Annotated in this window: 22 protein-coding genes and 1 pseudogene; 5 read left to right on the top strand and 18 right to left on the bottom strand. The window is 68.8% G+C overall.

Annotated elements, in window-relative coordinates; all coding sequences use genetic code 11:
• The first annotated feature begins 175 nt into the window (after positions 1 to 175).
• The 4 genes from ACXMYJ_RS23145 to ACXMYJ_RS23160 are packed head-to-tail and all read left to right on the top strand — an operon-like array spanning position 176 to position 5,102.
• Positions 176 to 1,417: a YibE/F family protein gene (locus ACXMYJ_RS23145; RefSeq protein ID WP_260756630.1), complete on the top strand. Its 1,242-nt coding sequence runs from the start codon at positions 176 to 178 to the stop codon at positions 1,415 to 1,417.
• 42 nt (positions 1,418 to 1,459) lie between these two features.
• The gene (locus tag ACXMYJ_RS23150) at positions 1,460 to 1,981 is read left to right on the top strand and encodes a 2Fe-2S iron-sulfur cluster-binding protein (protein ID WP_443188044.1); all 522 of its coding nucleotides are present in this window, start codon (positions 1,460 to 1,462) and stop codon (positions 1,979 to 1,981) included.
• Positions 1,978 to 2,970 carry an FAD binding domain-containing protein gene (locus ACXMYJ_RS23155; RefSeq protein ID WP_260756626.1) on the top strand — a complete coding sequence of 331 codons (993 nt, stop codon included), beginning with the start codon at positions 1,978 to 1,980 and terminating at the stop codon, positions 2,968 to 2,970. The genes ACXMYJ_RS23150 and ACXMYJ_RS23155 overlap by 4 nt, the downstream gene beginning before the upstream one ends.
• Positions 2,967 to 5,102 (top strand): xanthine dehydrogenase family protein molybdopterin-binding subunit, encoded by a 2,136-nt coding sequence (locus ACXMYJ_RS23160; protein WP_260756623.1) that lies wholly within the window; start codon positions 2,967 to 2,969, stop codon positions 5,100 to 5,102. The genes ACXMYJ_RS23155 and ACXMYJ_RS23160 overlap by 4 nt, the downstream gene beginning before the upstream one ends.
• On the opposite strand, the gene ACXMYJ_RS23165 is transcribed toward ACXMYJ_RS23160, so the two are convergent.
• The 10 genes from ACXMYJ_RS23165 to ACXMYJ_RS23210 all read right to left on the bottom strand — a co-directional run bounded on the left by ACXMYJ_RS23165 (position 4,997) and on the right by ACXMYJ_RS23210 (position 15,580).
• Positions 4,997 to 5,773 carry a gamma-glutamyl-gamma-aminobutyrate hydrolase family protein gene (locus ACXMYJ_RS23165; RefSeq protein ID WP_260756622.1) on the bottom strand — a complete coding sequence of 259 codons (777 nt, stop codon included), beginning with the start codon at positions 5,771 to 5,773 and terminating at the stop codon, positions 4,997 to 4,999. The two genes, ACXMYJ_RS23160 and ACXMYJ_RS23165, sit on opposite strands and share 106 nt — an antisense overlap.
• Before the next feature lie 24 nt (positions 5,774 to 5,797).
• Positions 5,798 to 7,264, bottom strand: coding sequence for a flavin-containing monooxygenase (locus ACXMYJ_RS23170; protein ID WP_260756621.1), 1,467 nt, complete (start codon positions 7,262 to 7,264; stop codon positions 5,798 to 5,800).
• Positions 7,265 to 7,377: 113 nt separating this feature from the next.
• Positions 7,378 to 8,106: an SDR family NAD(P)-dependent oxidoreductase gene (locus ACXMYJ_RS23175; protein ID WP_260756619.1), complete on the bottom strand. Its 729-nt coding sequence runs from the start codon at positions 8,104 to 8,106 to the stop codon at positions 7,378 to 7,380.
• Entirely contained in the window at positions 8,103 to 9,041 is a 939-nt protein-coding gene (locus tag ACXMYJ_RS23180; RefSeq protein ID WP_260756618.1) for an alpha/beta hydrolase, read from the bottom strand. Before ACXMYJ_RS23180 ends, ACXMYJ_RS23175 begins: the two co-directional genes overlap by 4 nt.
• Before the next feature lie 49 nt (positions 9,042 to 9,090).
• Entirely contained in the window at positions 9,091 to 10,467 is a 1,377-nt protein-coding gene (locus ACXMYJ_RS23185; RefSeq protein ID WP_260756617.1) for a glutamine synthetase family protein, read from the bottom strand.
• Entirely contained in the window at positions 10,464 to 11,738 is a 1,275-nt protein-coding gene (locus ACXMYJ_RS23190; RefSeq protein ID WP_260756616.1) for a type I glutamate--ammonia ligase, read from the bottom strand. Before ACXMYJ_RS23190 ends, ACXMYJ_RS23185 begins: the two co-directional genes overlap by 4 nt.
• A complete protein-coding gene (locus ACXMYJ_RS23195) occupies positions 11,738 to 12,796 on the bottom strand; it encodes a hypothetical protein (protein ID WP_260756615.1) in 1,059 nt (352 codons plus the stop codon). Before ACXMYJ_RS23195 ends, ACXMYJ_RS23190 begins: the two co-directional genes overlap by 1 nt.
• The gene (locus ACXMYJ_RS23200) at positions 12,793 to 13,560 is read right to left on the bottom strand and encodes an SDR family NAD(P)-dependent oxidoreductase (protein ID WP_260756614.1); all 768 of its coding nucleotides are present in this window, start codon (positions 13,558 to 13,560) and stop codon (positions 12,793 to 12,795) included. The genes ACXMYJ_RS23195 and ACXMYJ_RS23200 overlap by 4 nt, the downstream gene beginning before the upstream one ends.
• Before the next feature lie 8 nt (positions 13,561 to 13,568).
• Entirely contained in the window at positions 13,569 to 14,855 is a 1,287-nt protein-coding gene (locus ACXMYJ_RS23205) for a YlbE family protein (RefSeq protein WP_260756613.1), read from the bottom strand.
• Positions 14,849 to 15,580 (bottom strand): SDR family NAD(P)-dependent oxidoreductase, encoded by a 732-nt coding sequence (locus ACXMYJ_RS23210; RefSeq protein WP_260756612.1) that lies wholly within the window; start codon positions 15,578 to 15,580, stop codon positions 14,849 to 14,851. The genes ACXMYJ_RS23205 and ACXMYJ_RS23210 overlap by 7 nt, the downstream gene beginning before the upstream one ends.
• Positions 15,581 to 15,788: 208 nt before the next feature.
• On the opposite strand from ACXMYJ_RS23210, the gene ACXMYJ_RS23215 reads away from it, so the two are divergent.
• Positions 15,789 to 16,526, top strand: coding sequence for a FadR/GntR family transcriptional regulator (locus ACXMYJ_RS23215; protein WP_260756611.1), 738 nt, complete (start codon positions 15,789 to 15,791; stop codon positions 16,524 to 16,526).
• Positions 16,527 to 16,549: 23 nt separating this feature from the next.
• Here the strand turns inward: ACXMYJ_RS23215 and ACXMYJ_RS23220 are convergent, their stop codons facing one another.
• From ACXMYJ_RS23220 to ACXMYJ_RS23255, 8 genes and pseudogenes are all read right to left on the bottom strand, one after another.
• Positions 16,550 to 18,064 (bottom strand): APC family permease, encoded by a 1,515-nt coding sequence (locus ACXMYJ_RS23220; RefSeq protein ID WP_260756609.1) that lies wholly within the window; start codon positions 18,062 to 18,064, stop codon positions 16,550 to 16,552.
• A 147-nt stretch (positions 18,065 to 18,211) separates the two neighbouring features.
• Positions 18,212 to 19,075, bottom strand: coding sequence for a glucose-1-phosphate thymidylyltransferase RfbA (gene rfbA / locus ACXMYJ_RS23225; RefSeq protein ID WP_260756608.1), 864 nt, complete (start codon positions 19,073 to 19,075; stop codon positions 18,212 to 18,214).
• Positions 19,075 to 19,443, bottom strand: coding sequence for a nuclear transport factor 2 family protein (locus ACXMYJ_RS23230; protein WP_260756607.1), 369 nt, complete (start codon positions 19,441 to 19,443; stop codon positions 19,075 to 19,077). Before ACXMYJ_RS23230 ends, rfbA begins: the two co-directional genes overlap by 1 nt.
• An 18-nt stretch (positions 19,444 to 19,461) precedes the next feature.
• The gene (locus ACXMYJ_RS23235; RefSeq protein ID WP_260756606.1) at positions 19,462 to 20,208 is read right to left on the bottom strand and encodes a maleylpyruvate isomerase family mycothiol-dependent enzyme; all 747 of its coding nucleotides are present in this window, start codon (positions 20,206 to 20,208) and stop codon (positions 19,462 to 19,464) included.
• Between the two features lie 2 nt (positions 20,209 to 20,210).
• Positions 20,211 to 21,542, bottom strand: coding sequence for a cytochrome P450 (locus tag ACXMYJ_RS23240; RefSeq protein WP_460358977.1), 1,332 nt, complete (start codon positions 21,540 to 21,542; stop codon positions 20,211 to 20,213).
• Positions 21,542 to 21,865 (bottom strand): DUF1330 domain-containing protein, encoded by a 324-nt coding sequence (locus ACXMYJ_RS23245; protein WP_443188049.1) that lies wholly within the window; start codon positions 21,863 to 21,865, stop codon positions 21,542 to 21,544. Before ACXMYJ_RS23245 ends, ACXMYJ_RS23240 begins: the two co-directional genes overlap by 1 nt.
• Before the next feature lie 9 nt (positions 21,866 to 21,874).
• Positions 21,875 to 23,214 (bottom strand): annotated as a pseudogene (locus ACXMYJ_RS23250) (UDP-glucose dehydrogenase family protein).
• 74 nt (positions 23,215 to 23,288) lie between these two features.
• On the bottom strand, positions 23,289 to 24,962 hold the full coding sequence (locus tag ACXMYJ_RS23255) for a DUF7159 family protein (RefSeq protein WP_260756601.1): 1,674 nt from the start codon (positions 24,960 to 24,962) through the stop codon (positions 23,289 to 23,291).
• Positions 24,963 to 25,010 lie beyond the last annotated feature (48 nt).

Genomic DNA, 25,010 nt, shown 5'->3' on the forward strand with positions numbered 1-25,010 from the left:
GAAAGGCCCGACCGGAGCGCACAGGAACAGCTGGACAGACCAGCAGATACCCCCTGCCCGCGACCAGGACCAGCCCTCAACAGCCCAGCGAGGCACACCTACCCCAATTCATCAGTGGATCGAGGCTAAGGCCGGCCGTCGAAGCGTCCGCGCGGCAATTTCCTAGGCTGGTCGGGTGTCTCACGCGCACCCGCACCCGCACTCGCACTCGCTGAACGGCCCGTCACCGCTGGGTCCGCTGGCGGCCAGGATCGTGGTCGGTCTGCTCGTCGCGATCGGGATCGCGACGCTGATCGGCGGTGCCCTGTTGTGGCCGACCGGGGAGAAGGCCGACATCCCGCTGCCGTTCCAGAACGCCGCGGGCGGGGCGGTCACCACCGAGTCCGGGCACGTGCTGTCCAGCAGCGCCGCGGTGTGCGGCAGCCCGTCGGCGGGCGCGGTGCTGACCTCTGATCCGATACCCGCCGAGGGCGACCGCGCGGCCTGTGTGCAGACGCTGGTGCGCATCGATTCCGGCCCCAACCGCGGCGCCAACACGCTGCTGGAGTTCAGCGGCGGGCCCGGCCAGCCGGTCCTGGCCGTCGGGGACGACATCCGCATCAGCAGGCAGGTCGATGCCACCGGCAGCACCACCTACGCGTTCTACGACTACGAGCGCACTTGGCCGCTGACCGCGCTGGCGGTGGCGTTCGCGATCGTGATCGTGGCGGTGGCCCGGTGGCGGGGCCTGCGAGCCCTGGTCGGCATCGTGGTCGCCTTCGGCGTGCTGGTGGTGTTCCTGTTGCCGGCGCTGCGCGACGGCGCCCCGGCCGTGCCGGTGGCGTTGGTGGCGTCGTCGGCGATCCTGTACGCGGTCATCTACCTGGCCCACGGAGTCAGCCTGCGTACCAGCGCCGCGCTGCTCGGGACGCTGGCGTCGCTGCTGCTGGCCGCGGTACTGTCCTGGGCGGCAATCGAATTGGCGCATCTGACCGGACTGTCGGAAGACCAGAACAACGAGGTCGCGGCGTATCTGGGCAATGTGTCGATCACCGGGCTGCTGCTGGCCGGCTTCATCATCGGCTCCCTCGGCGTGCTCAACGACGTGACGGTCACCCAGGCATCCACGGCCTTCGAACTCGCCGCGCTCGGCAACGGTGCGGGCCGGCGCGACGTCTTCGTCGGCGCGATGCGGGTCGGACGCGACCACATCGCCTCCACGGTCTACACACTGGTGCTCGCCTACGCGGGCAGTGCCCTGCCGCTGCTGTTGTTGTTCAGCGTCGCGAACCGCTCGCTGGGCGACGTGCTGACCAGCGAGAGCGTCGCGATCGAAGTCGCCCGCTCGGCGGTCGGTGGAATCGCGTTGGCGTTGTCGGTGCCATTGACCACCGGCATCGCGGCGTTGCTGGCCACCCCGCAACCAGCCGGGCGTTGACGGCGGCGTTTGGCCGGTAAGCCGTCGGGTACACGGGCGCACGTGACCCAGCCTCAATACACCTCTGAAGTGACTTTGGAGGTCGACGGTCATCGGAGCGCGGTGACTGTCGACCATCGCGTGACGCTGTTGGACATGCTGCGGGAGAGGCTTCAGGCGACCGCGCCGAAGAAGGGGTGCGACCACGGGCAGTGCGGCTCGTGCACCGTGCTGGTCGACGGACGCCGGGTGGTCAGCTGCCTGACGTTCGCGGTGGCGGTCGACGGAGCGCGAGTCACCACCGCGGCGGGACTCGGCACCGGCGACGAGCTCCACCCGGTGGCGCAGGCGTTCCACGAGGAAGACGCCTTCCAGTGCGGGTACTGCACTCCCGGCCAGATCTGCTCGGCCGTCGGCATGCTCGACGAGGCCAAGTCCGGTGCCCCGAGCTTCGTCACCGACGACCTGGAGGCGTCTCCGGAGCTCACCGACGCCGAGATCCGTGAGCGGATGAGCGGAAACCTGTGCCGCTGCGCGGCCTACCCGAACATCGTCGCCGCCATCGAGAAGGCGGCGGTCCGGTGAAGCCTTTCGACTACCACCTCGCCACCAGCCCGGCCGACGCGGTGGCCACACTGGCCCGGCATCCGGGCGCGGTCTACCTGGCTGGCGGCACCAACCTCGTCGATCACATGAAACTCGGTGTGGCCGAACCGGATCTGCTCGTCGACGTCAGCCGCCTGGAGCTCGCGGAGGTCAGCGCCACCGACGACGGCGGCGTCAGCATCGGCGCCAACGTGCGCAACAGCGAGCTCGCCGCCCATCCGGTGATCCGGTCGCACTACCCGATGCTGACTCGTGCGTTGCTCTCCGGCGCGTCCGGGCAGTTGCGCAACGCAGCGACCACCGCCGGTAACCTGTTGCAGCGCACCAGGTGTGTGTACTTCCAGGACGTCACCACACCATGCAACAAGCGGGTCCCCGGCAGCGGCTGCTCGGCGATCGGCGGCTACGTGCGCTACCACGCCATCCTCGGCGCGTCACCGAACTGCGTCGCCACCCATCCGTCCGACATGGCGGTCGCCATGAGCGCCCTGGACGCCCAGATCGTGGTCGAGGGCACCGAGGGACCGCGTTGCATCCCGGCCGGCGAGTTCTACCGCCTGCCCGGAGACGAACCGCACCGCGACACCGTCCTCGAGCACGGTGAGCTCATCACCGCGGTCGAACTCCCGCCCGCCCCTGCGAACGCGGTGTCCGACTATCGCAAGGTGCGTGACCGGGCCTCGTTCGCGTTCGCCCTGGTGTCGGTGGCCGCCGAACTCAGCTTCGTCGGCGAGGCCATCGCGACCGCGCGGATCGCGCTCGGCGGTGTCGCGCACAAGCCGTGGCGGGCTCGGCACGCCGAAGAGATGCTCAACGGCGCGCTCGCGTCCGAGGATGCGTTCGCGGCGGCCGCCGATGCCGAACTCGCACCGGCCGAACCGTTGCCCGGCAACGAGTTCAAGGTGGAGCTGACCCGGCGTGCGCTGATCGCGCAGCTGCGCATGCTGACCGAGCGAGGCCGGCGATGACGCTGCTGCAGCCGCGGGCAATCGGCGCCTCCGTCGCGCGCCGGGACGGGCGGGCGAAGGTCACCGGCACCGCCACGTACGCGTTCGAACAGCAGGTCGACAGTCCGGCCTATCTGCATCCGGTGCAGTCCACCGCCGCACGCGGGCGCGTCATCGCGATGGAGATCGCTTCGGCCCGTGCCGTCGACGGTGTTCTGGATGTGCTGACGGTGTTCGACGCGCCGGAGCTGGCCGACACTTCCGATGGCGAATTGGCGATACTGCAGGACGCGCGGGTGCATTTCCGCGGTCAGATCATCGGCGGCGTGGTCGCCGAGACCGCCGAGATCGCCCGTGAGGCAGCCGCGTTGGTGGCGGTGGAGTACAGCGAAGAACCCCATGACGCCGAGCTGCGCCCGGATCATCCCGGCCTCTACACCCCGGAGTCGGTGAACGCGTCGTATCCGTCGGACACGGCCGAGGGGGACGTCGACGCGGCGCTCGAAGCCGCCCAGTTCACCGTCGACCAGACGTACACCACACCCATCGAGCACAACAACCCGATGGAGCCGCACGCTTGCATCGCACGCTGGAGCACCGACGGCGGCGCCACGTCGGTCACTCTGTACGACTCCACGCAGGGAGTGCACGCGGTGCGCAAGACGCTCGCGCCGCTGTTCGGGTTGGATCCCGAGCACGTACACGTGGTGGCGCCGCATGTGGGCGGTGGGTTCGGTTCCAAGGGCGCGCCCCACGCCCACAACGTGCTGACGCTGCTCGCCGCGCAGCGGTCCGACGGACGCCCGGTGAAGCTGGCACTGACCCGGCAGCAGATGTTCTCGCTCGTCGGCTACCGCACGCCGACCATCCAGCGGTTGCGCCTTGGTGCGGAACGGGACGGACGCCTGACCGCCCTTGCCCATGATGTCATCGAACAGACCTCGGCGGTCAAAGAATACGCCGAGCAGACAGCGGTGACGTCACGCAAGATGTACGCGTCGCCGAACCGCCGGACATCGCACCGGCTGGCCGCGCTCGACGTGCCGGTCCCGTTCTGGATGCGGGCCCCGGGCGAGTGCCCCGGCACGTTCGCCGCCGAGGTGGCGATGGACGAGCTCGCGGTGGCCGCCGGCATCGACCCGATCGAACTGCGGATCCGCAACGATCCCGAGGTCGATCCCGAGACGGGTAAGCCCTGGTCGGGTCGGCATCTGGTGGAGTGCCTGCGGCTCGGCGCCGAGCGTTTCGGATGGGCGGCGCGTGATCCGCACCCCGGCAACAGGTTTGTCGGCGAATGGTTCACGGGCCTCGGGGTGGCGTCGGCGACCTACCCGGGGATGGCGATGCCGGGCAACGCGGCTCGCATCACCTACGCCGCCGACGGCCGCTACGAGGTGCACATCGGCGCGGCGGACATCGGCACCGGAACGTGGACGGCGCTGTCCCAGATCGCGGCGGATGCACTGGCATGCGACCTGGCGGCGGTCGATCTGCACATCGGTGACACCGCTCTGCCGCCGGCGTCGGTGGCGGGCGGATCGTCGGGCATCACGTCCTGGGGGTCGGCGATCGTCGCTGCGGCCCAACAGTTCCGGCGTGACCACGGTGATCCGCCCGCGGTCGGGGCCACCACCACCGCGGAGTCGGCCGAGAACCCGGATGCCGACGCGTACACCGTGGCGTCGTTCGGCGCGCACTTCGTCGAGGCGCGCGTCAACCGGGACACCGGCGAGATCCGCGTGCCGCGCATGCTCGGGGTGTTCTCGGTCGGCCGGGCGATCAACGCGCTGACGCTGCGCTCGCAGCTGATCGGCGGCATGACGATGGGTCTGTCGATGGCGTTGCACGAGGAGAGCGTGCGCGATCCACGCTTCGGGCATGTCGTGACCCAAGACCTGGCGAACTATCACATCAGCGCGCACGCGGATGTGCAGGACATCGACGCCATCTGGCTCGACGAGGTCGACGAGCATTTCAACCCGATGGGTTCGCGCGGCGCCGGGGAGATCGGCATCGTCGGCTCGGCCGCGGCGGTCGTCAACGCGGTCTACAACGCCACCGGGGTCCGGGTGCGCGGCCTGCCCGTCACGCTGGACAAGGTGCTGGCCCGCCTCTCCCTGCACGACTCGACGAAGCCATCGAGGATGCGGTAGGAGAACTCGCACGACCCCCAGTTGACTTCGGGATGCCACTGCACCGCGGTGAACGGGTGGTCGGGGGACTCGAAGGCTTCCACCAAACCGTCGGGGGCGTACGCGGCAGCGGTAAAGCCCTCGGCCAACCGGCGCACCCCTTGGTGGTGCTGGCTGTTGACCTTCATGCGGGAGCCGGCCTGCGTCCACCGCGCGATGCGGCCGCCTTCGACGAGCTCGACGTCGTGCGCGGTCTCGAGCAGGGCCTCCTCCCCCAGACGGTGCGCGATCGGCGAGGGGAAATCGCGGGGCAGATCCGCATAGAGCGCGCCGCCGCGGGCGGCGGTGACGAGTTGGGCGCCACGGCAGATCGCCAATGTGGGGAGACCCAGTTGCCAGGCGGCTTCGAACGCCGCGATCTCGTTCTCGTCGCGGACCGGGTTCACCCAGGTCAGTGTCGGATCCTCGGGGTCTCCTCCCCATCGGCGCGGATCCACGTCTCCGCCGCCGCTGATGATCAGCCCGTCGACGGTCCCGACGGTGTGTGCGATGTCGACGATCGAGCTCGCGCACTCGACCGCCATCGGTATCGCTCCGACGGTTTGCAGGCCGTCGAACATCTTGCGCCAGTGCACCATCCGGTCGAGTTCGGTGGCGTTGAGGGTGACGGCAATCAGGGGTTTCGCGGTCATGGGTTTTCCTCGTCGGGGCCTGCGTCAGCTCAACCGGACGGCGATCCTGCGCAGCAGCTTGGTCGCCAGGATGTACGGCGTCGCACCGAAGGGCCACTGCGAGACGACCTTGCCGGTTCCGGCACGGAAATAGTTGTGGGTCTTGGCCCAGACCGTCTTGGCGAGCTGGGCCTGCAGCCAGTCGTTGTAGATGACGAAGGCCGATCGGCGCACGTCGATGACGCGGCTGCCGGTCTTCGCGGCGCGGCGGATGAGGGAGGCGGCGAAGTCGGCTTGCGCCTCGTAGAAATGGACCAGCGGTACGGAGTTGGTGTTGGGCCCGTACATGATGAAGAAGTTCGGGAAGCCGGGCACCATCATGCCGAGGAATGCCTCCGGCTCTCCGCGCCACGCACTGTGCAGCTCCTGCCCGCCCTGGCCGTAGACCTGGTAGTTGCCCAAGTAGTTCGCGGCGTCGAAACCGGTGGCCAGGACGATGACGTCGAGATTGTGTTCGTCGCCGTTGGCGTCGATGGCGCCGGTGCGGGTGAGGCCTTTGAGCGCGTGAGGCACCAGTGTCACCTTGGGGCTGCGCAGTGACGCATAGTAGGTGTCGCTGCACACGGTGCGCTTTCCCTCGAAAGCAAATGTGGGCGTGACCTTTTCGAGAAGATCAGGACGCCCGGCGAGCTCTCGCCGCATGAACTCCAGCGAAGCTTGGTGCCGCCGCCTGTGGAACCTTCCGGTGCTGCGGGCGTGACTCGACCGCAGCTGCCTGCGGTCATAGTCGAAATACAGCGCCCACCGGCGCCACGCGTAGACCGCGCGCAGTCTGTTGAGTCGGCGCTCCAGCGGCGTGAAGTCGCGACTGTTCTTGGGCACCAGCCAGTTGGGCTCGAGCTGGAAGATCGTCACGTCTTCGGCGACCTTCTCTGCCTCGGTGACCACCTGGACCGCCGAGGATCCGGTGCCGACGATGCCGACGGACTTGCCGGTGAGGTCCAGGCCGTCGATCCACGCCGAGGTGTGGCACATCGCGCCCCCGAACTCGTGTTCCTCGCGGGCGAACGGTGGAACGACCGGGATGTTGAGGAACCCCACGGCGCTGATGACCGCGGTGAACTTCCCGTGGTCCGTGCCGGAGGACGTCGAGACCGTGTGGGTCTGATCCTCGTCGGACCAACGGACGTCGATGACCTTCTCGCTGAACCTGATCCGCCGGGGCAGGTCCCACTCGTGGGCCACCCGTTCCAGATACTCCTGCAGTTCCTGCCAGCCCACGTGGGTGCGGGTCCAGTCGCTGCGCGCGTAGGAGAACGAGTACACGTGCGACTCGAGGTCCACCTCCGCGCCCGGGTAGCGGTTGAACCACCAGGTGCCGCCGATCCCCTCGCCCTGCTCGAAGATGACGAAGTTCTCGATACCTTTCTGGCGCAGCGCGATCGCGGCGGCCAGGCCGCTGAACCCGGCACCGATGATCGCCACGCGTGGGGCTGGGACGGTTGCGGTCATCGGTGCTGTCTCCTCGCTCGTGCCCGGATGGGCGATGCAATCTCAAAAGCTCTATAGGTTCAGTATTTAGACCATTAATGTCGGTGTCAATAGCGGCCCGCCGGCCGGTCTGTCTACTTGGTCTGGGCGATCCAACCGCCGTCGACCACCAGGTCGGTGGCGGTGATGAACGATGCTTCCTCCGAGAGCAGGAAGCGGATGGCGTTGGCAATGTCGGCTGGAAAACCCAGGCGGCCCAACGGGGTCCGCTCCTCCATGTTGGTGCGCCGCGCGGGGTTCTCGCGGTACAGCGGCTCGATCATCGGAGTCAGGATCGCGCCCGGGCACACGGTGTTGGCGCGGATACCCTCCGGCGCGAGCTGCAGCGCGAGGCTGCGGGTCAGCGAGACCACCGCGGCCTTGCTCACCTGATACGCGTCCAACGGTGAATCCATGTTGCGCAGGCCGGCGATGCTCGCGACGTTGACGATGCTCCTGCCATGGCCGGCCCGCAGCCACGGCACCGCGGCGACGGTGAGCCGCCGTGTTCCGTGCAGGTTGACCCCCATGGTCAGTTCCCAGACGGACTCCTCGGCGTCGAGGCTGGATCCGTCTCGGTCGAAGAGCGCCACTCCGGCGGCGTTCACCAGGTAGTCGAGCGCGCCGCCGGGTACCGCGGCCAGCAGTTCCTGGGGGTCTCCGTGGAGGAGGTCGTACGGGACGTACTCGACGTCCGAGGGGAGCCCGGGCAGGGCCGCTGCGAGGTCGGTGGCGAGGACGTGAACGCCGTCCGCGGCCAGGCGCGCCACCGTCGCGGCGCCGATCCCGCCGCCGGCACCCGTCACCAACGCGGTGCGGGTCATCGCTGCTGCACCGCCAGCGCCTCCGACAGCCGCCGCCCGGCGAAAGTCATCGCATCGGAGGCTGTCGGGAACACCTCGTCGAGACCGAAGAACCCGTGCACCATGCCCGGGGTCCGATGGGTGGCCGTTGGCACACCGGCCTCGGCGAGCGCCTCGGCGTAGAGCTCGCCCTGCGGACGGATCGGGTCACATTCGGCGAGGATCACCGTGGCCGCGGGCAGGCCGTCCAGGTCGGCATCGAGAATGCTCACCCGGGGATCGGCGGCGGCGTCGCTGCTTGGCAGGTAATTGTCCTGGTGCCATTGCATCTCGTCACGTTCGAGCATCACGCCCTGGTACTCGTCGTCGAAGCCGCGCGTCAGATCCGTCATGGTCACCGGGTACACCAGCAGCTGGTGGCGCAGCGCCGGCGCGCCGGTGTCACGGACGTGCAATGCGACGGCGCCGGCGAGGTTCCCGCCCGCGCTGTCGCCCGCGACGGCCAGCCGGGTGGTGTCCACTCCCAGGCCCGAGGCCGGGTCGGCCGCCCAATTCAGCGCGTCGATCGCATCATGGACCGCGGTCGGGAATCGCGACTCCGGGCCCCGGCGGTACCCGACGGAGAGCACCGCGCTGCCCGACGCGTTGGCCAGCAGACGGGTCGCCACGTCGTGGGAGTCGATGCTGCCCAGCAGCCAACCGCCGCCGTGGTAGTACACGGTCAGCGGCAACGCGGCGGCGTCTTCCGACGGCAGGTACAACCGGCCGGGAATGCTCTGGCCGTCACGGGTCGGGATCGCCACGTCCCTGACGCGGTGGATCGGCGGCTTCGCCAGCGCCCCGAAGGTGTCCTCGAAGTTCTGCCGGGCCGTGGGCACCGGCAGCAGGTGCGCGTTGGGGCGCCCGGACTTCTTGGCATCGGCGAGCATCTTCTGGGCGATGGGGTCGATGGGCATCGGAACTCCTGTGAAACGTGTTGCGGGGAAACAGAACGAACGGTAGGGGTCAGACGCGTTCGTAGTAGCGGCGCATCTCCCAGTCGGTGACGGTGTGGGAGTCGAACGCGACCAGTTCACTGCGGGATGACGACAGCAGGTGTTCGAACACGTCGTCGCCCAACGCCGCGCGTGCCATCTTGCACTCCTCGAACAGGCGCAGCGCCTGATGCAGCGAGGTCGGGACGACCGGCACGTCGGTACCGGTCCAGGCGTTACCGTCGAAGATGTCCGGCGCGGGCAGCTCACGGGCGATGCCGTCGAGTCCGGCGGCGATGGTGGCCGAGTACGCGTAGTACGGGTTGACGTCTCCGCCGGGGATACGGTTCTCGACCCGGAACGACGGGCCGGTGCCCACCAGCCGGAACGCGCACGAACGGTTGTCCGCTCCGAGCGCTATGGCAGTGCCGGCGAACTGGTCGGGCTGAAACCGCTTGTAGGAGTTGACCGTCGGCGCCAGAAGCAGTGTCATGTCGGCGGCGTGGCTCAGCTGACCGGCCACGAACGACCCGAACTTCCCGGACATCCCGACGGTCTCCGCCGACCAGCTCAGCGGCAGGCCGTCACAGGACCACATGCTGACGTGCAGATGGCAGGACGAACCCACCTCGTCGATCTTCGGTTTCGCCATGAACGTCACCGTCAGGTCCGCGGCGTGGGCGAGTTGCTTGACCCCGTACTTGAACAGCACGTGCCGGTCGGCCATCTCCAGCGTGTCGCAGTAGTCGAGGGTGACTTCCTGCTGACCGAGTCCCCACTCCGGTTTCGAGGACTCGATGCAGACACCGAAATCGGGCATCTGGTTGCGGATCCGTTCGATGAACCAGTCGTCGCGGCTCGACTGGATCATCTGGTAGTCGGAGCGGTAGTCCGACAACATCTTCAGGTTCTGGTAGCCGAGCTCCCAGGCCTGCCGGGGCGGGGTGGCGGCAAGGAAGAACTCCAGTTCGGAGGCGAACTTGAACGTCAGGCCCTGTTCGCGCGCCCGCTCGATCTGCTGCCGCAGGATGGTGCGCGGCGCGACCGACAGCATGGTGTCGGACTGCGATTCGTAGGCGTCACAGATGACCAGCGCGACGTGCGGCTCCCAGGGCACCCGCCGCAGCGTGGTCAGGTCGGGGACAAGGCGGATGTCGGCCCAGCCGTTGGCCGCATTGGAGACCGGCAGATCCAGAGGGTTCATCTCCAGGTCGACCGCGAAGATGAAGCTGCTGGCGTTGATCCCCGCACCGCGCAGCCCCAGCGACCGGAACGCCGGGATCGTCAGCCGCTTGCCGACGAGGCGACCGTAGGGGTCGGGGGTGGCGCAGACTACGGTGTTGATCTCTCCGGTCGCGGCGAGCTTCTCGAACTGGTCGAGGTCGAGGCGGGTTGATTCGTCGGTCATTGATGCTCCAGGTGGCGGGTGAGTTCCCAGGACGTGATGGTGGTGCGCAGCCACTGCGCATAGCGATCGGCTTCGGCACGGCGGGTGGCGGCGAAGGACGAGCAGAACGCCTTGCCGAGCAGGTCGGGCAGCCACGCCGAGTGCTCGAAGGCGTCCAGCGCCGTGGACAGGTCACCGGGCAGTGGCGCCGGGCCGTCACCGCTGTCCGGTAACCCGAGTTCGTTCTCCAGGCCGTGCAGACCCGCGGCCAGCAGTGCCGACGCCGCCAGATACGGACTAGTGTCGGCTCCCGGTCGGCGATGCTCCACCCGGGCGGATTTCGCGTGATCGAGGATCAACCGGCATGCCGCGCTGCGGTCGTCGTAGCCGTAGGTCGCCGCGGTCGGGGTGAACATCTCCGGGTCGATGCGCTTGTAGGAGTTCACGTACGGGTTGAACAGGGCGGTGGTGTCGGCCATGCCGGCGAGCAGGCCCGCCAGGTAGTGGGTGGCGTCGGCGGAGAGCCGGCCGGGGCCGTCGGTGAAGATGTTGGCGCCGTCACGGGTGAGGCTCGAGTGGACGTGACCGCCGGCACCGGACTTGTCGCCGAACGGTTTTGCCATGAAGCTGGCATGCAAACCGCGTTCGGCACACAGGTCGCGCAGATACTGTCGGGCGCGGACCGCGGCGTCGGCGGCCCGGCACGCCGGAGCCGGAGCCATGGTGAACTCGAAGAAGCCGGGCCCGAGTTCGGTGTGGAACATCTCGATCTCGACGCCGACCGCATGCATGCGATCGATGAATTCGGCGGCCAGGCTGTGCGATTGGGAGACCCTGGTCAGCGAGTAGGCGTTCTCGGTGGAGCCCAGCGGCGAGCGCGCGTCGGCTCCGGCCGGGCCGTCCTGGAACAACCAGAACTCGTACTCGAACCCCAGCACCGGTTCCAGGCCGCGGTCGGCGTAGCGCTCGACGAGCGCGCGCAGGCAGTTGCGCGGTGACATTTCGACCGGCGCGCCGTCGGCGCCCACCATGTCGGCGATGACGGCCTCGGTGCCCGGGCGCCACGTCAACTCGACGCGGGTCGATTCGTCAGGCGTGAGCCGTGCGTCGGGATATCCGTTGGCGGCGTTGCTGGCGGGGGTGTCGGTGACCTCGTCGACGACCGACAGGCCGTAGAGGATGGTGCAGAACGCCAAGCCCGCCGGGTTCATCGTCTTCTCGGTGCGGACCAGCTTTCCCCGGATTCCCAGATCGTAGTCGGGCACCTCGAGTTGTGTCATCGCCACCGGCATCACACGTCTCCTCGTCGGGTCGGCCTGCGGGAGGGGCTGCGCCCCACGCGCTCGTACACGTGGTCGGGAACGTCGGCGGGGTCGCGGTATACCCACCAGGTGCATTCGGTGACCGGGGCGTCCGGGTTCCAGGTCGGCGCGTCGATCACGCGGGTGGGGAAGCCCAGCCGGTCGATCGGCATCACCTCGTTGAGCAGGCAGCAGTGCACGCAGTAGCTGCAGATGCCGACGGTGTTCCACGCCCAGTCGTGGCGCGCGGTGGTCACGGCGAATCCGAACGGGCCACCGGCCCTGGGGGCGCCGTCGGTGATGCGCGCATCCAGGCTACGCCCGCCTGATCCGCATGGGGCGAAGCGGAATCCGACCCGGGTGGGCTCCGTGATGATCTCGATGTCCCCCTGCCGCCCGGTGCCGGCCAGGTGGGCGTGGAAGCCGTCGACGATCGCGATCATGAGCTGGTGGGCAGAGGTCTCCCAGGGTTGGTTGCTCAGCGCATAGCGGTGCTCGTGGACGTCGTACCAGTCGGCCATCAGCGCATCCCACAGATCACCCAGCGCGTGCTCGCCGACGGTGGTGACGGCGATGTCGATCAGACCGCTCACCCGGTCCACGGCACGGTCGTGCACGCCCTGCCAGACTGCACGGGCCGTCTCGATCGCCATCGGGGCGGTCGGCAGCTGGGTGCGACAGGCGTGGGCGGCCTCGTCGACCGCGGTGACGAACCGCGGCCACTCCGCTTCGATGCCGCCCATGGCCTGCTCGCCGATCAGGGCAGTCAGACGTGACGCGGCCTCGTCGACGAGAACGGGTGCCACACCGCGTGATTCGATCCATTGCCGGATCGAGATCGGCCAGCGTTCGTACACGTCGCGGAGTTCCTCGGCTTCGGCGACCGAGATCTCGACCAGTTCGGCGGCGGCCTGCCAGTTCCCGCGGTCGAGGTGCTCGACGGCGACGCGAAACGTGCCCTTGGCCAGTTCATCCCAGCTTCCGACGCGCGCCGGGCGTCCCAGCGACGCTTCATAGGCCACCACGGTGGTGGTTTCGGTCTCGGTCATGTGAGCTGGAAACCTCCGTCGACGCGCAGGTCGCTGCCGGTGATGTAACCGGCCTGGTCGCTGAGCAGGAAGGCGACGGCGTGGGCGATGTCGGCGGGGGCGGCGAAGCGTCCCGCCGGTACCCGGGACGCCAGCGCGGACGGCAGTACGCCGGTGTCGCCGTGTGCCGCCGCCATCGGCGTGGCGACGAATCCGGGCGAGACACTGTTGACCCGGATCCCGTCGCCTGCCAGCGCACGGGCCGCCGTCTGGGTCAGCATCTGCAGCGCCGCCTTGGACGCCGCGTACTGCGGGGTCGGATCGGGATTGGTGAGGGCCACCACGCGTCCCGCTTCGATCGAGCTGATGTTCACCACGGCGGCCCGCGACGCGAGACGCAGCACCGGGGTCAGCGCGTCGATAGTGTTGTAGGCGCCCATCAGGTTGATCTCCAGGCAGCGCAGCCACATCGTGCGATCCACGCCTGAGAAACCCGTATCGTCCAGAACCCCTGCGCAATTGACCAGATAGGCCACGCGGTCGGGCTCGACGCCGGCCGCGGTCAGCCGGTCCAGCAGGTCCGGTTCCCGGACGTCGATCTCCACACCGGCCTGCAGATCGGCCGGAAAGTCGGGATCCGGTTGCGGCGCGCGGAGATCCATACGAATCGTGCGCACGCCCGCCGACATCAGCGTGCGGGCGATCGCCGCGCCGATGCCCGATGCGGCGCCGGTGACCAACGCGTCGCCGCCGCTGAAGGTCATCGGCAGGGCGGGAGTGGGCACGCCGGCGCTCATTGCGGGCCGAAGCGGCGCTGGTGTTCGGCGAGCGCATCGGCGAAGCACTCCCGCGGCGCGCGGATCACTCCCGCGCCGATCTGTCCCCCATCGCGGCCGGCGAGTCCGACATCCATCACCGGCAGCACCCCGGTCGAGAGAACCTTGCGCGCGTCGATGCCGGTCGGGGTACCCCGGAAGGCGAACTGCGGGATGCGGTAGGTGCTGTTCTCGCCGTGGGTGATCGAGTACATCTCGAGGTTGCGCTCGATCATCACCTCGGGCGACCCGCCCTGATACTCCTGCAGCGACAACGCGCACGCCTGGGCGAATCCGCCCAGGCCCACCGTCTCGGTGATCGGAGACTCGCCCCCCATCCAGGTGATCTCGTCTTCGGTGTGGCCGGGGAACAGCTTGCCCTGATGGATGGGCGGCGGTCCCTCGAACCAGGCGTCGCCGAGCCCGGCGAGTTTCACCGCGAAACCCCGGCAGCTGAACGCCATCGCCGAGATGAGCGTCGAACCGGCCACCACCATCGCGTCGGCAGAGGCCTTGGCCGCGGCCATCGACAGTCTCAGGAAGAAATAGTCATTCTCAGCGAGGTGGAGCAGCGTCTCGCGGACGCCGGGCACGCGATCGTCGCACATGTCGAGGACAGCGGGCATGATCTCCCGGTTGAACAAGATCGACGCCGCGGCGTTGCGGCTGTGCACCTCGTCGCCCATCCGCAGGGCACGCGCGATCAGCGGCTTGAGCGCGATGCCGCCGCGACGGCGGATCGCCTCCCCGACCACGGGCGCGAGCACGGTGTTGACGTGCAGCAGGCGCTGGTGGACGCCCTCGTCGTAGCAGCCGTAGTTCAGCCGGCGCGGTTCCTTGCCTTCGTAGAAGTTGCAGAACCCCCGGTTACCGTGGGTGCGGTTCTCCACCACGAACACCGGCATGGACGCGGTGTAGATGCCGGCCAGCGATCCGACGGCCGCGTAGTCCTGGCAGGCGCCGACCTCGATGCGTCCCGAGGCGAATCCCGCGATCGCGTCCTCACGGCTGTGGGCCAGCCCTTCGAACAGTGCACCGCCGATCAACGCCTCACGCTGACCGCCGGTGTACTCCGGCCATGCCATCGGCGCTCCGGAGGTGAGCACCAGATTCTCGCGGTATCCCGGCAGCACATCGCGTGCCGCGGCCACATCGACGACCCACGGGTCGGCGGCGTCCAGGCGCTCGAACGCCACGGCGTTGGCCTCCTCAACCGAGGTGAAGCCGAGGGCGGGATCGGTGCCGAGACCGGTGGCGCTCACCATGCGACCACACCGCCGTCCACCAGCAGGGTCTGCGCCGTGATGAACGAGGCCCGCGGGGAGAGCAGGAATTCGACGGCCTCGGCCACCTCCTCGGGCTCACCGATGCGCTTGAGCATCGCATAAGACGCGCTGATCTCCTCGCCTCCTGACACGCGCGCCATCGACGGGCTCATCGGTGCGCGGATCACTCCTGGGGCGACGTTGTTGACCCGGATAGACCGCGGCGCAAGCTCTTCGGCGATGTAGCGGGTATAGGCGGCGATGCCCGCCTTGGTGGCTCCGTACACGGAGGCTCCGCGGAAGCGGCCGAAGTGTCCGGTCAGGCTGCCGACGTTGACGATGGCACTGCCCTCGGTGAGCAGCGGCGCCACCGCGTCGGTGACCCGGGCCATGCCGGCGATGTTCACCTGGAACATCACCTCGAGCTTGGCCTCGTCGAGCTCTCCGAGGAACGAATCCCTCAGGATGCCTGCACAGTTGACCAAACCGAACAGCGCCTCACCGTCGTCGACCGTCGAGGCCACCGCCGAATCCACGTCGGCCCGATCGGTGACGTCCATGACGAGGGGCAGTGTGCCCTCCAGGCCATCGCGGCCGAAGTCGACCGCCTCGACGGCATCCTTGAGGTCGGCCGCCACCGGTGCGTACCCGCTCTGCAGCAATCGGCGGCAGATCGCCTGCCCGATGACCCCGGCTCCCCCGGTCACGATGACTTTGTTTCCCAACGCCTCAACCCTTCTCGGCTGGTGATTCGGATTACGGTCTGACCGCCAGTTTCACGGATAAAGCCCTATTGGTCAAGTTTTTAGTTCTTTTATTTCCACGGGTTGCGGCTCGCCCGTCCGACCGGTTCAACCTTTGGTCTAAAGGGCGAGGCAAAGCCCCCGCAAGGACCGATGCGGTACCGTGCTGGCAAACGAAAGGGGGCTCCACATGACTGCGGAACGCCCGCCGGCGTTGAGCCCGGTCCGCCAGATCCCCGCCCACGAACTCGTGGTGGACCAGATGCGCCGGGCGCTGGAACTGGGCCAGTTCCGGCCCGGCGACCGCCTGCCCACCGAACGCGAGCTCTCCGAAATGCTCGACGTGTCCCGCACCACGGTCCGCACCGCGGTGGCGGTCCTGGAACGCGAAGGCCTGATTGCGGTGCGCCGCGGCCGTGGTGGCGGCTTCACAGTGCAGGCCCCACACGTCGACCCCGCCGAGATGCGCCGCGAGCTACGCCGCAACAAGCGGGCCATCCGCGATGCCTTCGACTACCGCATCATCGTCGAGACCGGCGCCACCCGGCTCGCCGCCATCCGTCGTCGCGCCATCGACCTGGCCGACCTGCGTAAACTGCTCGGCGGCATGGAGGCCGCCTTGGACGTGGCCCTGAAGGACCAGTCGGCGCAGCGCACCATCGAGTTTCAGACCCTGGACACCGCCTTCCACATGGGCATCGCGCAAGCGGCCCAGAACGACCGCCTGCTCGATGCCGTCGGCGATGCCCGCCGCCGCATGTGGCTTCCGGTGGGCGCCATCTTCGGTCGCCTGGAGCCGAATGCCAACGACTTCCACGCATCGATCCTCGAGGCGATCGAGAACCGCGAGCCCGAGCTGGCCGCGTCGCGGATGGAAGCCCACATCAACGACACCCGGAACACGCTGGAAAGCTGGCTCAAGCGCTGATCCTGCGGCGCGGGCGCCGGCCATCACTCGGCGGGCTTGTCGTCGAACACGGTGGACCCGATGCGGGCGTAGAGCTCCGGCTTGGCCTTGCGCCAGTACAGGGCCAGCGCGATCGACCCGAACAGCAGGGTCAGCAGGATGTACGGAATGAGCTTGAAGAACAGTGTGTCCGAGGCGGTTCCGGCTGCTGCGGACATGTTCGAGGCCATCAGGTAGATGACGTAGACCATGCCGGCACCGCCGATGATGGGAGCGGCCAGGGTGCGCCACCAGCTGGCGGTCTCCGGATGCTGCTTCTTGACGTGGAAGTACACCACGGTGGCGATCGACGACATCGTCTGCACAGTCAGCAGGCACAGCGTGGCCAGGATCGCCACCAGCACGAACAACACCGCGTAGGGGTCCGAGCCGCTGGCCGCGCACACGATCAGCACGATCGCGGCGAACACGCTCTGGGCCAGCGACGCGACATACGGCGAGGCGTGCTTGGGGTGCGCCTCACCCAGGCGACGAGGCAGCAGCCCGTCACGCCCGAAGGCGAACAGGTAACGGGCGGCGGAGTTGTGGATGGCCAGCGCGCAGGCGAATGAACCCCCGACCATCAGCCATTCGAAGACGACGATCGCCCACTGGCCCAGGTACTGCTGAGTCGGCGCGTAGATCAGATCGAAGGGTGTTGCGCCGGAGGCCAGTTCGACTGCCTTGGTGGGTCCGTTGCCGACGATCATGCCCCACGCGATGAACGTATAGAACACGCCGATCCCGATGACGGCGATCATGGTGGCCTGCGGGACGATCTTCTTCGGGTTCTTCGACTCTTCGCCGTAGATCGCGGTGGACTCGAAGCCCACCCAGGACCAGAACGCCATCAGCAGACCCAGACCCACCACGCCGCCGGCGACTCCGTTGGTGCTCAGCGCGCTCACCGGGTTCAACGAGGTCCAGCTCATGCCCTCCGGGTGATGCAGCAGCGACGCCGTGGCGGTCAGGCTCAGCATCACGATCTCGGCGACCAGCACCGCACCCAGCACCTTGGCCGCCACCGAGATGTCCCAATGGGACAGCGTGGCGATGACGATCACGCCGATCGCGGCATATACCAGCCAGGGCAGATCGATCCCGAACTGGGCGGAGATCGCCTGGTCTGCGAACACGGAGAAGATGCCGATCAGGCCGGCTTCCATCGTCATGTAGGTGAACATCGACATCACCCCGGCGGGCAGGCCCGGTATCTTCGACCATCCGCGGGAGACGAACGTGTAGAACGCCCCGGCAGCGGTGATATGCCTTGCCAGAGCGATGAATCCGATACTGAAGATGCTGAGCACGACGGTGGCGATCACGAAACCCGCGGGGGCGCCCAGACCGTTCCCGAAACCGACGGCCACCGGCAGGTTGCCCGTCATCGCGGTGATCGGCGCCGAGAAGGCCACCACCATGAACACCACACCGGCCAGTCCGATGGCGCCCCGCTTGAGGGTGTGTCCTTCTCCGGCCTGGGTGGCGACCTGCGCCGGGGGGTCTGAACGGAGGGCCATGCAGAGCCTGCCTTTCGTCGATGGTGACGTGAGTCACTGAACTGACAGGAGCGTAAGGGCCTAAAGAACTAAAAACAAGACCTATAGACCAATGTTTACAATTGTGGCGCGCAGCACAGAACCATGGAGATACAAGGCACCGCCGCCTCAGCGCTGCAGCAGCTCCAGCAGATATGCGCCGTAACCGGACTTGAGCAAGGTGTTCGCCCGGGCTTCGAGCGTGGCGTCGTCGATGAAGCCCACCCGCCACGCCACCTCTTCGGGCACGCTGATCTTGAGTCCCTGCCTGCGCTCGATGGTGCGGACGAAATCGCTGGCGTCCAGTAGTGAGTCGAAAGTCCCGGTATCCAGCCACGCCGTTCCGCGGGCCAGCGTCTCGACGGTCAGCCGGCCCTGGTTGAGGTAGGTCTGGTTGATCTCGGTGATCTCGTATTCTCCGCGCGCGGATTTCCGCAGCCCGCGGGCGATCTCGACGACGTCGTTGTCGTAGAAGTACAGCCCGGGCACCGCGTAGTGCGACTTCGGCGTGGCCGGTTTCTCCTCCAGGGACAGCGCCGTGCCGTCGTCGGCGAACTCGACCACGCCGTACGCCGACGGATTGGACACCCAGTAGGCGAATATCGCTCCGCCGGAGACGTTCCGGTAGCGCTGCAGGCTGGTGCCCAGTCCGGGACCGTAGAAGATGTTGTCCCCCAACACCAAAGCCACTGATTCGGTGCCGATGTGGGAGGCTCCGATGACGAACGCCTGGGCCAGGCCGTCGGGCTCGTCCTGCACGGCGTAGGTCAGGTTGATTCCGAAATCCGAACCGTCGCCGAGCAACCGGTGAAACGCCGGGGCATCCTGCGCGGTGGTGATCACCAGGATGTCGCGGATGCCGGCCATCATCAACGTGGACAGCGGATAGTAGATCAGCGGCTTGTCGTAAACCGGCACCAACTGCTTGCTGACGCCCATGGTGATCGGATACAGCCGGGTCCCCGATCCGCCGGCCAGGATGATGCCACGCATCAGCCGGTCAGGTCCGCTTCGGTCAGTTCGGTGGCCGCCAGCGCGGCGGCGAGGCCGGGATGACGGAACACCGACGTGACTTTGTCGTGCACGACTCGGAACGCCGCCGCCGCCGAACCGGTCTCCCCGGTGACCGATACCGTCTGCTGCTCGACGACCACCACGCCGTCGTGGACGTAGATGCGGCCAGGTTCGAGCCGTTCGTCCAGCGCCTCGGCCCAGTGGCGCAACGCGGCGTGCCCCTGGGCGGCACCGCCGGCGTGACCGATCTCGATGTCGTCGCTGGAGAGCTCCAGCAGCGTGTCGACCTCGCCGGCGTTCAGCGCGTCATGCCAGGCGAGGACGGTGGCCAGCTCCGAAGTGGTCATGATCGCGAAGGTACCCACTCAGAACGGGGTGCGCTCCAGCCACCCGTCCCAGACGGCGGCATCCCCGAACATCTCGAGCCCGGCGTCGGCGGCCGACCTGCGCCGCACGGTCGCCAGCAGCAGCCCGGTGACGGGGCCGCGCAACGCCACGCTGCCCTTGCTGTGGGTGTGCGACCACGACAGCCCGTCGTCGTCGTGGGCGATGCTCCACTCCCCCGTCGGACCCAGCTTCTCCTCGGTGGCGTGCAGGTGGATCGACTGCCCCGGGTCCAGGGCCGGGGGATGCCGTCGGTCGACGGTGGCCAGTTCGATCCACTCGCTGAGGCAGTCGGCGGCGAAATCGGCGGGCAGTTCGAAATCGGCGCCGAGCGCCAGGGCCGCGTCCGCGCGGTGCACCGCGGTCTCGTGCACGCGGCGGCGGATCCACCAGCCGGCGGGCCGGGGCCCGATGAAGGTCCACACCCGCGCGTCGGCGCCGACGTGGTCGACGGCGTCGATCACCATCCGGGCGCCCTGATCGAACCATTCGATCGCGGCCTCGTGATCGTCGGGCGGTTTGCCGTCCCGCACTTCGCGCGGGTCCAGCGGCTGGTTGCGTCGTTCACTGATGATCTGGGCGGCCCAACGGTTTCCGCGGCCCACGTGGCGATAGAGCTGTTTGAGCGTCCACTCCCCACACGTGGGCACCGGCGTCGCCGGGTCTGCCGATCGAATCAGGTCACCGAAGGCTCGAGTCTGCTCGAGCAGGGCTGCTCGGAAGTCCACCTCTACGAACCTAGCGCGGCGCGCGTCTTTCCAAGGGTGATCGGCAAGGTTGACCACCCGCGCAGCACCCTGGTGTCGCGGCGCCTGCCCGCACCGGCCAGCCGGGCGTCGGGATAGCGCTCGAAGAACGTCCGCAGCCCGACCTCACCCTCGGCGCGGGCCAGCGCGGCGCCCAGGCAGAAGTGCCGGCCGCCCGAGAACGACAGGTGGCGTCCGGCGTTCTCACGTTCGATGTCGAACCGGTGCGGGTCGGGGAAGACGTCCGGGTCGCGGTTGGCGCCCGCAAGGTAGATCACGACGAGTTCGCCGCGCCGAATGTCGGTCCCGCCGACGGTGACGTCCCGGCGCGCGAACCGGGCGCTCATCTGCACGGGCGAGTCCAGCCGCAGGATCTCCTCGACCGCATTCGGCCACAGCTGCGGCCGGGCGACCAGCGTATCCAGGTGTCCGGGGGTGTCGAGCAGCATCCGGATGCCGTTGCCGAGCAGGTTCACCGTGGTTTCGAACCCGGCGGCCAGCACAAGGCCCGCGGTGGCCTGCAGCTCGCGGTCGGACAGCCGGTTGGCCTCGTCGGCGGCCTGGCTGGCCTGGATCAGCTGGCTCATCAGGTCGTCACCCGGGTTGCGGCGCAGCTCGTCGATGTGGCCGCCCAGCCACTCGTTGAAGCCGACGATGCCCTCGTGCACCTGGGTGAACTGCCGCCAGGAAAGGCCGATGTCGAGGCTGGGTGCACCGAGCTCACCGAAGTGCAGGATGTGCCGGCGGTCCTGCTCAGGGACGCCGAGGATGTCGCTGATGACCGCGACCGGCAGCTGCGAGCAGTACCGTTCGACGACGTCGACCACCCCGGATTCGCGTTCCAGGTCGTCGAGAAGCTCGTTGGCGGTCTGCTGGACGCGGTCGCGCAGCGCAGCGACCGCCCGCGTGGTGAACACCGAGGACACCAGCTTGCGGCAGCGGGTGTGGTCGGGCGGTTCGATCGACAGCAGCGACGGCGGCTCGATCGGGTGCAGCAGGCCGGGGTGGGTCTTGCGGTTGATCCACTGCAGCGGCTTCGGCAGGCCCGCGCCGAGCGAGGACACCCGGAAGTCGTCCGAGCGCAGGATCTCGTTGGCCGCCTGGTGGTCGACGGTCATCAGCACCGCGCGGCACCGGACCACCGGCCCGTGGTTACGCAGTTCATCGGCGAACCCGGCGGGGTCGTCCCGCACGGCCGGGTCCGCGATCAGCCTGGCCTGTGGGTCTCCGCCGCGACGCGCCCCGACCTTCGACAGACCGCGGATCACCCCGTGCAGAGCCAGCCACCGGATACGTTGCGCAAGATCGGCTGCCATCAGGTCAGCTTAAGCAGGGGCCGCAGATCGTCCAACCGGTCGAACAGGTGCCAGATGTAAGACGACGAGCCGTTCTCCCGGTGGGCGTGCAGATCGGCCAGGTCGGGGTCGTCGCGGTAGCTGTCGAACGCTTCCCGCGACTCCCACTCGACGAGGATCAGGACCTTGCGCGGTGCGATGTCGCCGGTGATCGACTCCTGGAACCGCCCGAGCGCGACGACGCGGCCGCCGTGCTTGGCGACTTCGGCCGGCGAGCGTTTGGAGTAGGCCAGGTATTCATCGCGGTCGGCGATGTCGAACAGGTTCAGCGCGTAGACGGACACGAGCCGACGCTACGCCGCTGCGGGTTCTCCCCCGTACCGGCCCAGCGCGAACACCCGCCAGCCGGCCCGTTGCCACGCGCCGACATCGAGGCAATTGCGGCCGTCCACAACCACTTTCGCCCGCACCGTGTCCGCCAGTGCGGCGGGGTCGAGGTCGACGAACTCCCGCCATTCGGTGAGCACGAGCACGGCGTCGGCGCGGTCGCAGGCCTCCACGGCCGTCGTCGAGTAGTTCAGGGTCGGGAACAGCCGGCGGGAGTTCTCGATCGCCTGCGGGTCGTAGACGTTGACGGTGGCGCCGTTGAGCTGCAGCATCCCGGCGACGTTCAGGGCGGGCGAGTCCCGCACGTCGTCGGATTCGGGCTTGAACGCCGCGCCGAGCACCGCGATGTTGGCGCCCAGCAGCGACCCGCCGCAGGCGGTGGTGGCCAGCTCGACCATGCGGGTGCGACGCCGCATGTTGATGCTGTCCACCTCGCGCAGGAACGTCAGCGCGTGGTTGGCGCCGAGCTCGCCGGCTCGGGCCATGAACGCGCGGATGTCCTTCGGTAGGCAGCCGCCGCCGAAACCGAGGCCCGCGTTGAGGAATCGGCGCCCGATGCGGGCGTCGTGTCCGAGCGCGTCGGCCAGCAGCGTGACGTCGGCGCCGGCGGCCTCACACGCCTCCGCGATCGCGTTGATGAAGCTGATCTTGGTGGCCAGGAACGCGTTGGCGACACCTTGACCAACTCCGCGGTCTGCAGATCGGTGACCAGGAACGGGACGCCATCGGCGAGCAGCGGCGCGTAGATCTCCCGTGCCGCCCGCTCCGCCGACCGCGAGTCCCGTTGCACCCCAAACACAATGCGGTCGGGGTGCAAGGTGTCCGCCACGGCGAACCCCTCCCGCAGGAACTCCGGATTCCACGCCACCTCGACGGTGACGCCCTCCGGAGCGAGGCCCGCGGCACGCTCACTCAGGTCTGCGGCGGTGCCCACCGGCACCGTTGAGTTGCCGACGATCACCGCAGCCCGGCTCAGCAGCGGCACCAGGGTGTCGATCACGGCGTGCACATGACGCAGGTCGGCGCCGTATTCGCCCTTCTTCTGCGGTGTCCCGACACCGAGGAAGTGCACGTCGGCGAACGCCGCGGCCTCGGCGTAGTCGGTGGTGAAGCGCAGCCGCCCCGCAGCAATGTTGCGCTGCACCATCTCTGGAAGCCCGGGCTCGTAGAACGGCACCTCACCGGCGGCGAGCTTGGCGATCTTGCCCGCGTCGACGTCCACCCCGAGCACGTCATGCCCCAGTTCGGCCATGCCCGCGGCGTGGGTGGCGCCGAGGTAACCGGTCCCGAAGACGGTGCACCGCATACCGCCTGTATAGGCAGCCGCGGTGAGCGGTCGGCCACCTGCCGCTGAGCGTCGGGCCAACGGCGGGTGACGAGCTAGTTGCGGCCTGCCCCGGGAGCGCAGAAGACCAGGAAGCAGCCGTCGCCGTTGATGTCGCCGGGCACACCGCTGCCCGAGCCGCCGCCGCGCGACGAACCGGAATCCGAGCCCCGCCCGGAGCCGCCGTCGCCGCGGCCGCCGTTGCCCGGGCCGGAGCCCGAGTTCGACCCGGAGCCGTTGCCCGAGCCGTTGCCCGATCCGCTGCCCGGCCACTGGGGCACCTGGGGCACCTGGGGAACCGTGGGTTGGGGACGGGTGGGCTGCACCGTCCGCGTCGGCAGGGTCGGGGCCGGCTTGTCGTCGTCATCGTCGTTCTGCCACGGCGGCCGCCACGGCTCGTCCGGCTTGTCGGGCTCGGCGGTGCGGGTGGGCCACGTCCAGGCGGGCTTGGGCGGGGTCCACTGCGGGCGCGGGAGCACGATCACCGGCGGCGGGACGACCACCGGTGCGACGACCGGCGGGGGCGCCACGGGAGCCGGGGCCGGCGCCGGGGCGGCGGGGGCCGGCGCGGCGGGAGCGGGTGCCTGTTGCTCGACGTACACGGTGCGCGGGGCCTGCTGGGGCTGGGGCGCTTCCCGCACCACCGGCACCGGTGGCTTGATGGTCTCGGCCGACGGCGGGTCGGCGGGCACGTTGGCGGCCTCCTGCCGTGCCGGGGCCGGCTCGGGAGCCTGCACCTGCGGGCTCGGCACGATCACGGCCTGCGCCGGGCTGGGCCGCTGGTCGGCAGTCGGCCGGATGCTGATGGCCAGCGAAACCACCAGCGCGGCAACGCCGATCACGAACAGTGAGGTCACCGCGCTGCCGACCAGCAGGAACGGCTTGCGCTGCTCGTCGACCGGCCGCATCTCGGTCGGCGCGAACTCGTCGACGAGGTCATCGCCGCTGTCGGCGCCGGCCGGGGCCAGCTGGGTGTCCGCGGCGGCCAGCCCCAGCACCGATCCGGCCGTCGGGCCGTCCGGGTCCTGGGAGTAGGCCAGCCCGACCGTGGTGGCCTCGAAGGCCGGCGCGGCGGCCGAGGCCAGCGCAGCGCCGCGGGCGAGCGCGAGGTCGGCCTCGTCGGGCGCGCTGACCGGAAGCGACACGAGATGTTCGAGGTGCGCCTTGACCGAGCTGATGTCCACGCCGGAGCCGACGACGAACATGCCCTGGGGCGGGGCCGGCTGCGCGGCGACCGCCGCGGCCATCTCGGTCAGCACCGCCATCGCGTCGGCACTGTGCAGGCTGCGGCTGAGCACCTTGACCACCGAGCCGTCGTCGGTCTGCACCACCGACAGGGTCGCGGTGTCGCGATCGACGAACAGCAGCGCGGTGGTGTCGTAGCCGACCGCACGGCCGACCGCCTGGGCCAGCGACGCCGCGGCGTGGCTCTCCGAGACGAGCATGACGTCGTCGATGCCGTGCGCGGCGAGCGCGTCGCGAAGGGCGGTCGCCTCGGCGTGATCGCTCCACGTGACACCGATCGACTTGAGGTGATGACCCCCGGTCTCGGCGCTCTCCTTGGTGCCCAACACCGCCGAGACCACATGCTCGGCCGCGTTTGCCGAGCCGTCCCCCGACGTGACGTCGAAGGCATCGTGGTCGACGGTCACACCGTCGGCCTTTTCGCCCTCAACCAGCACCATGCGGACCGTCGTAGGTGTCATCGACACACCTAATACGATGTCCACTGACCCCTCCCGAAGTTTGCTGCAGCGTTGCGGTCGGCACTGCTCACA

The organism is Mycobacterium sp. ZZG (genome assembly GCF_054786995.1).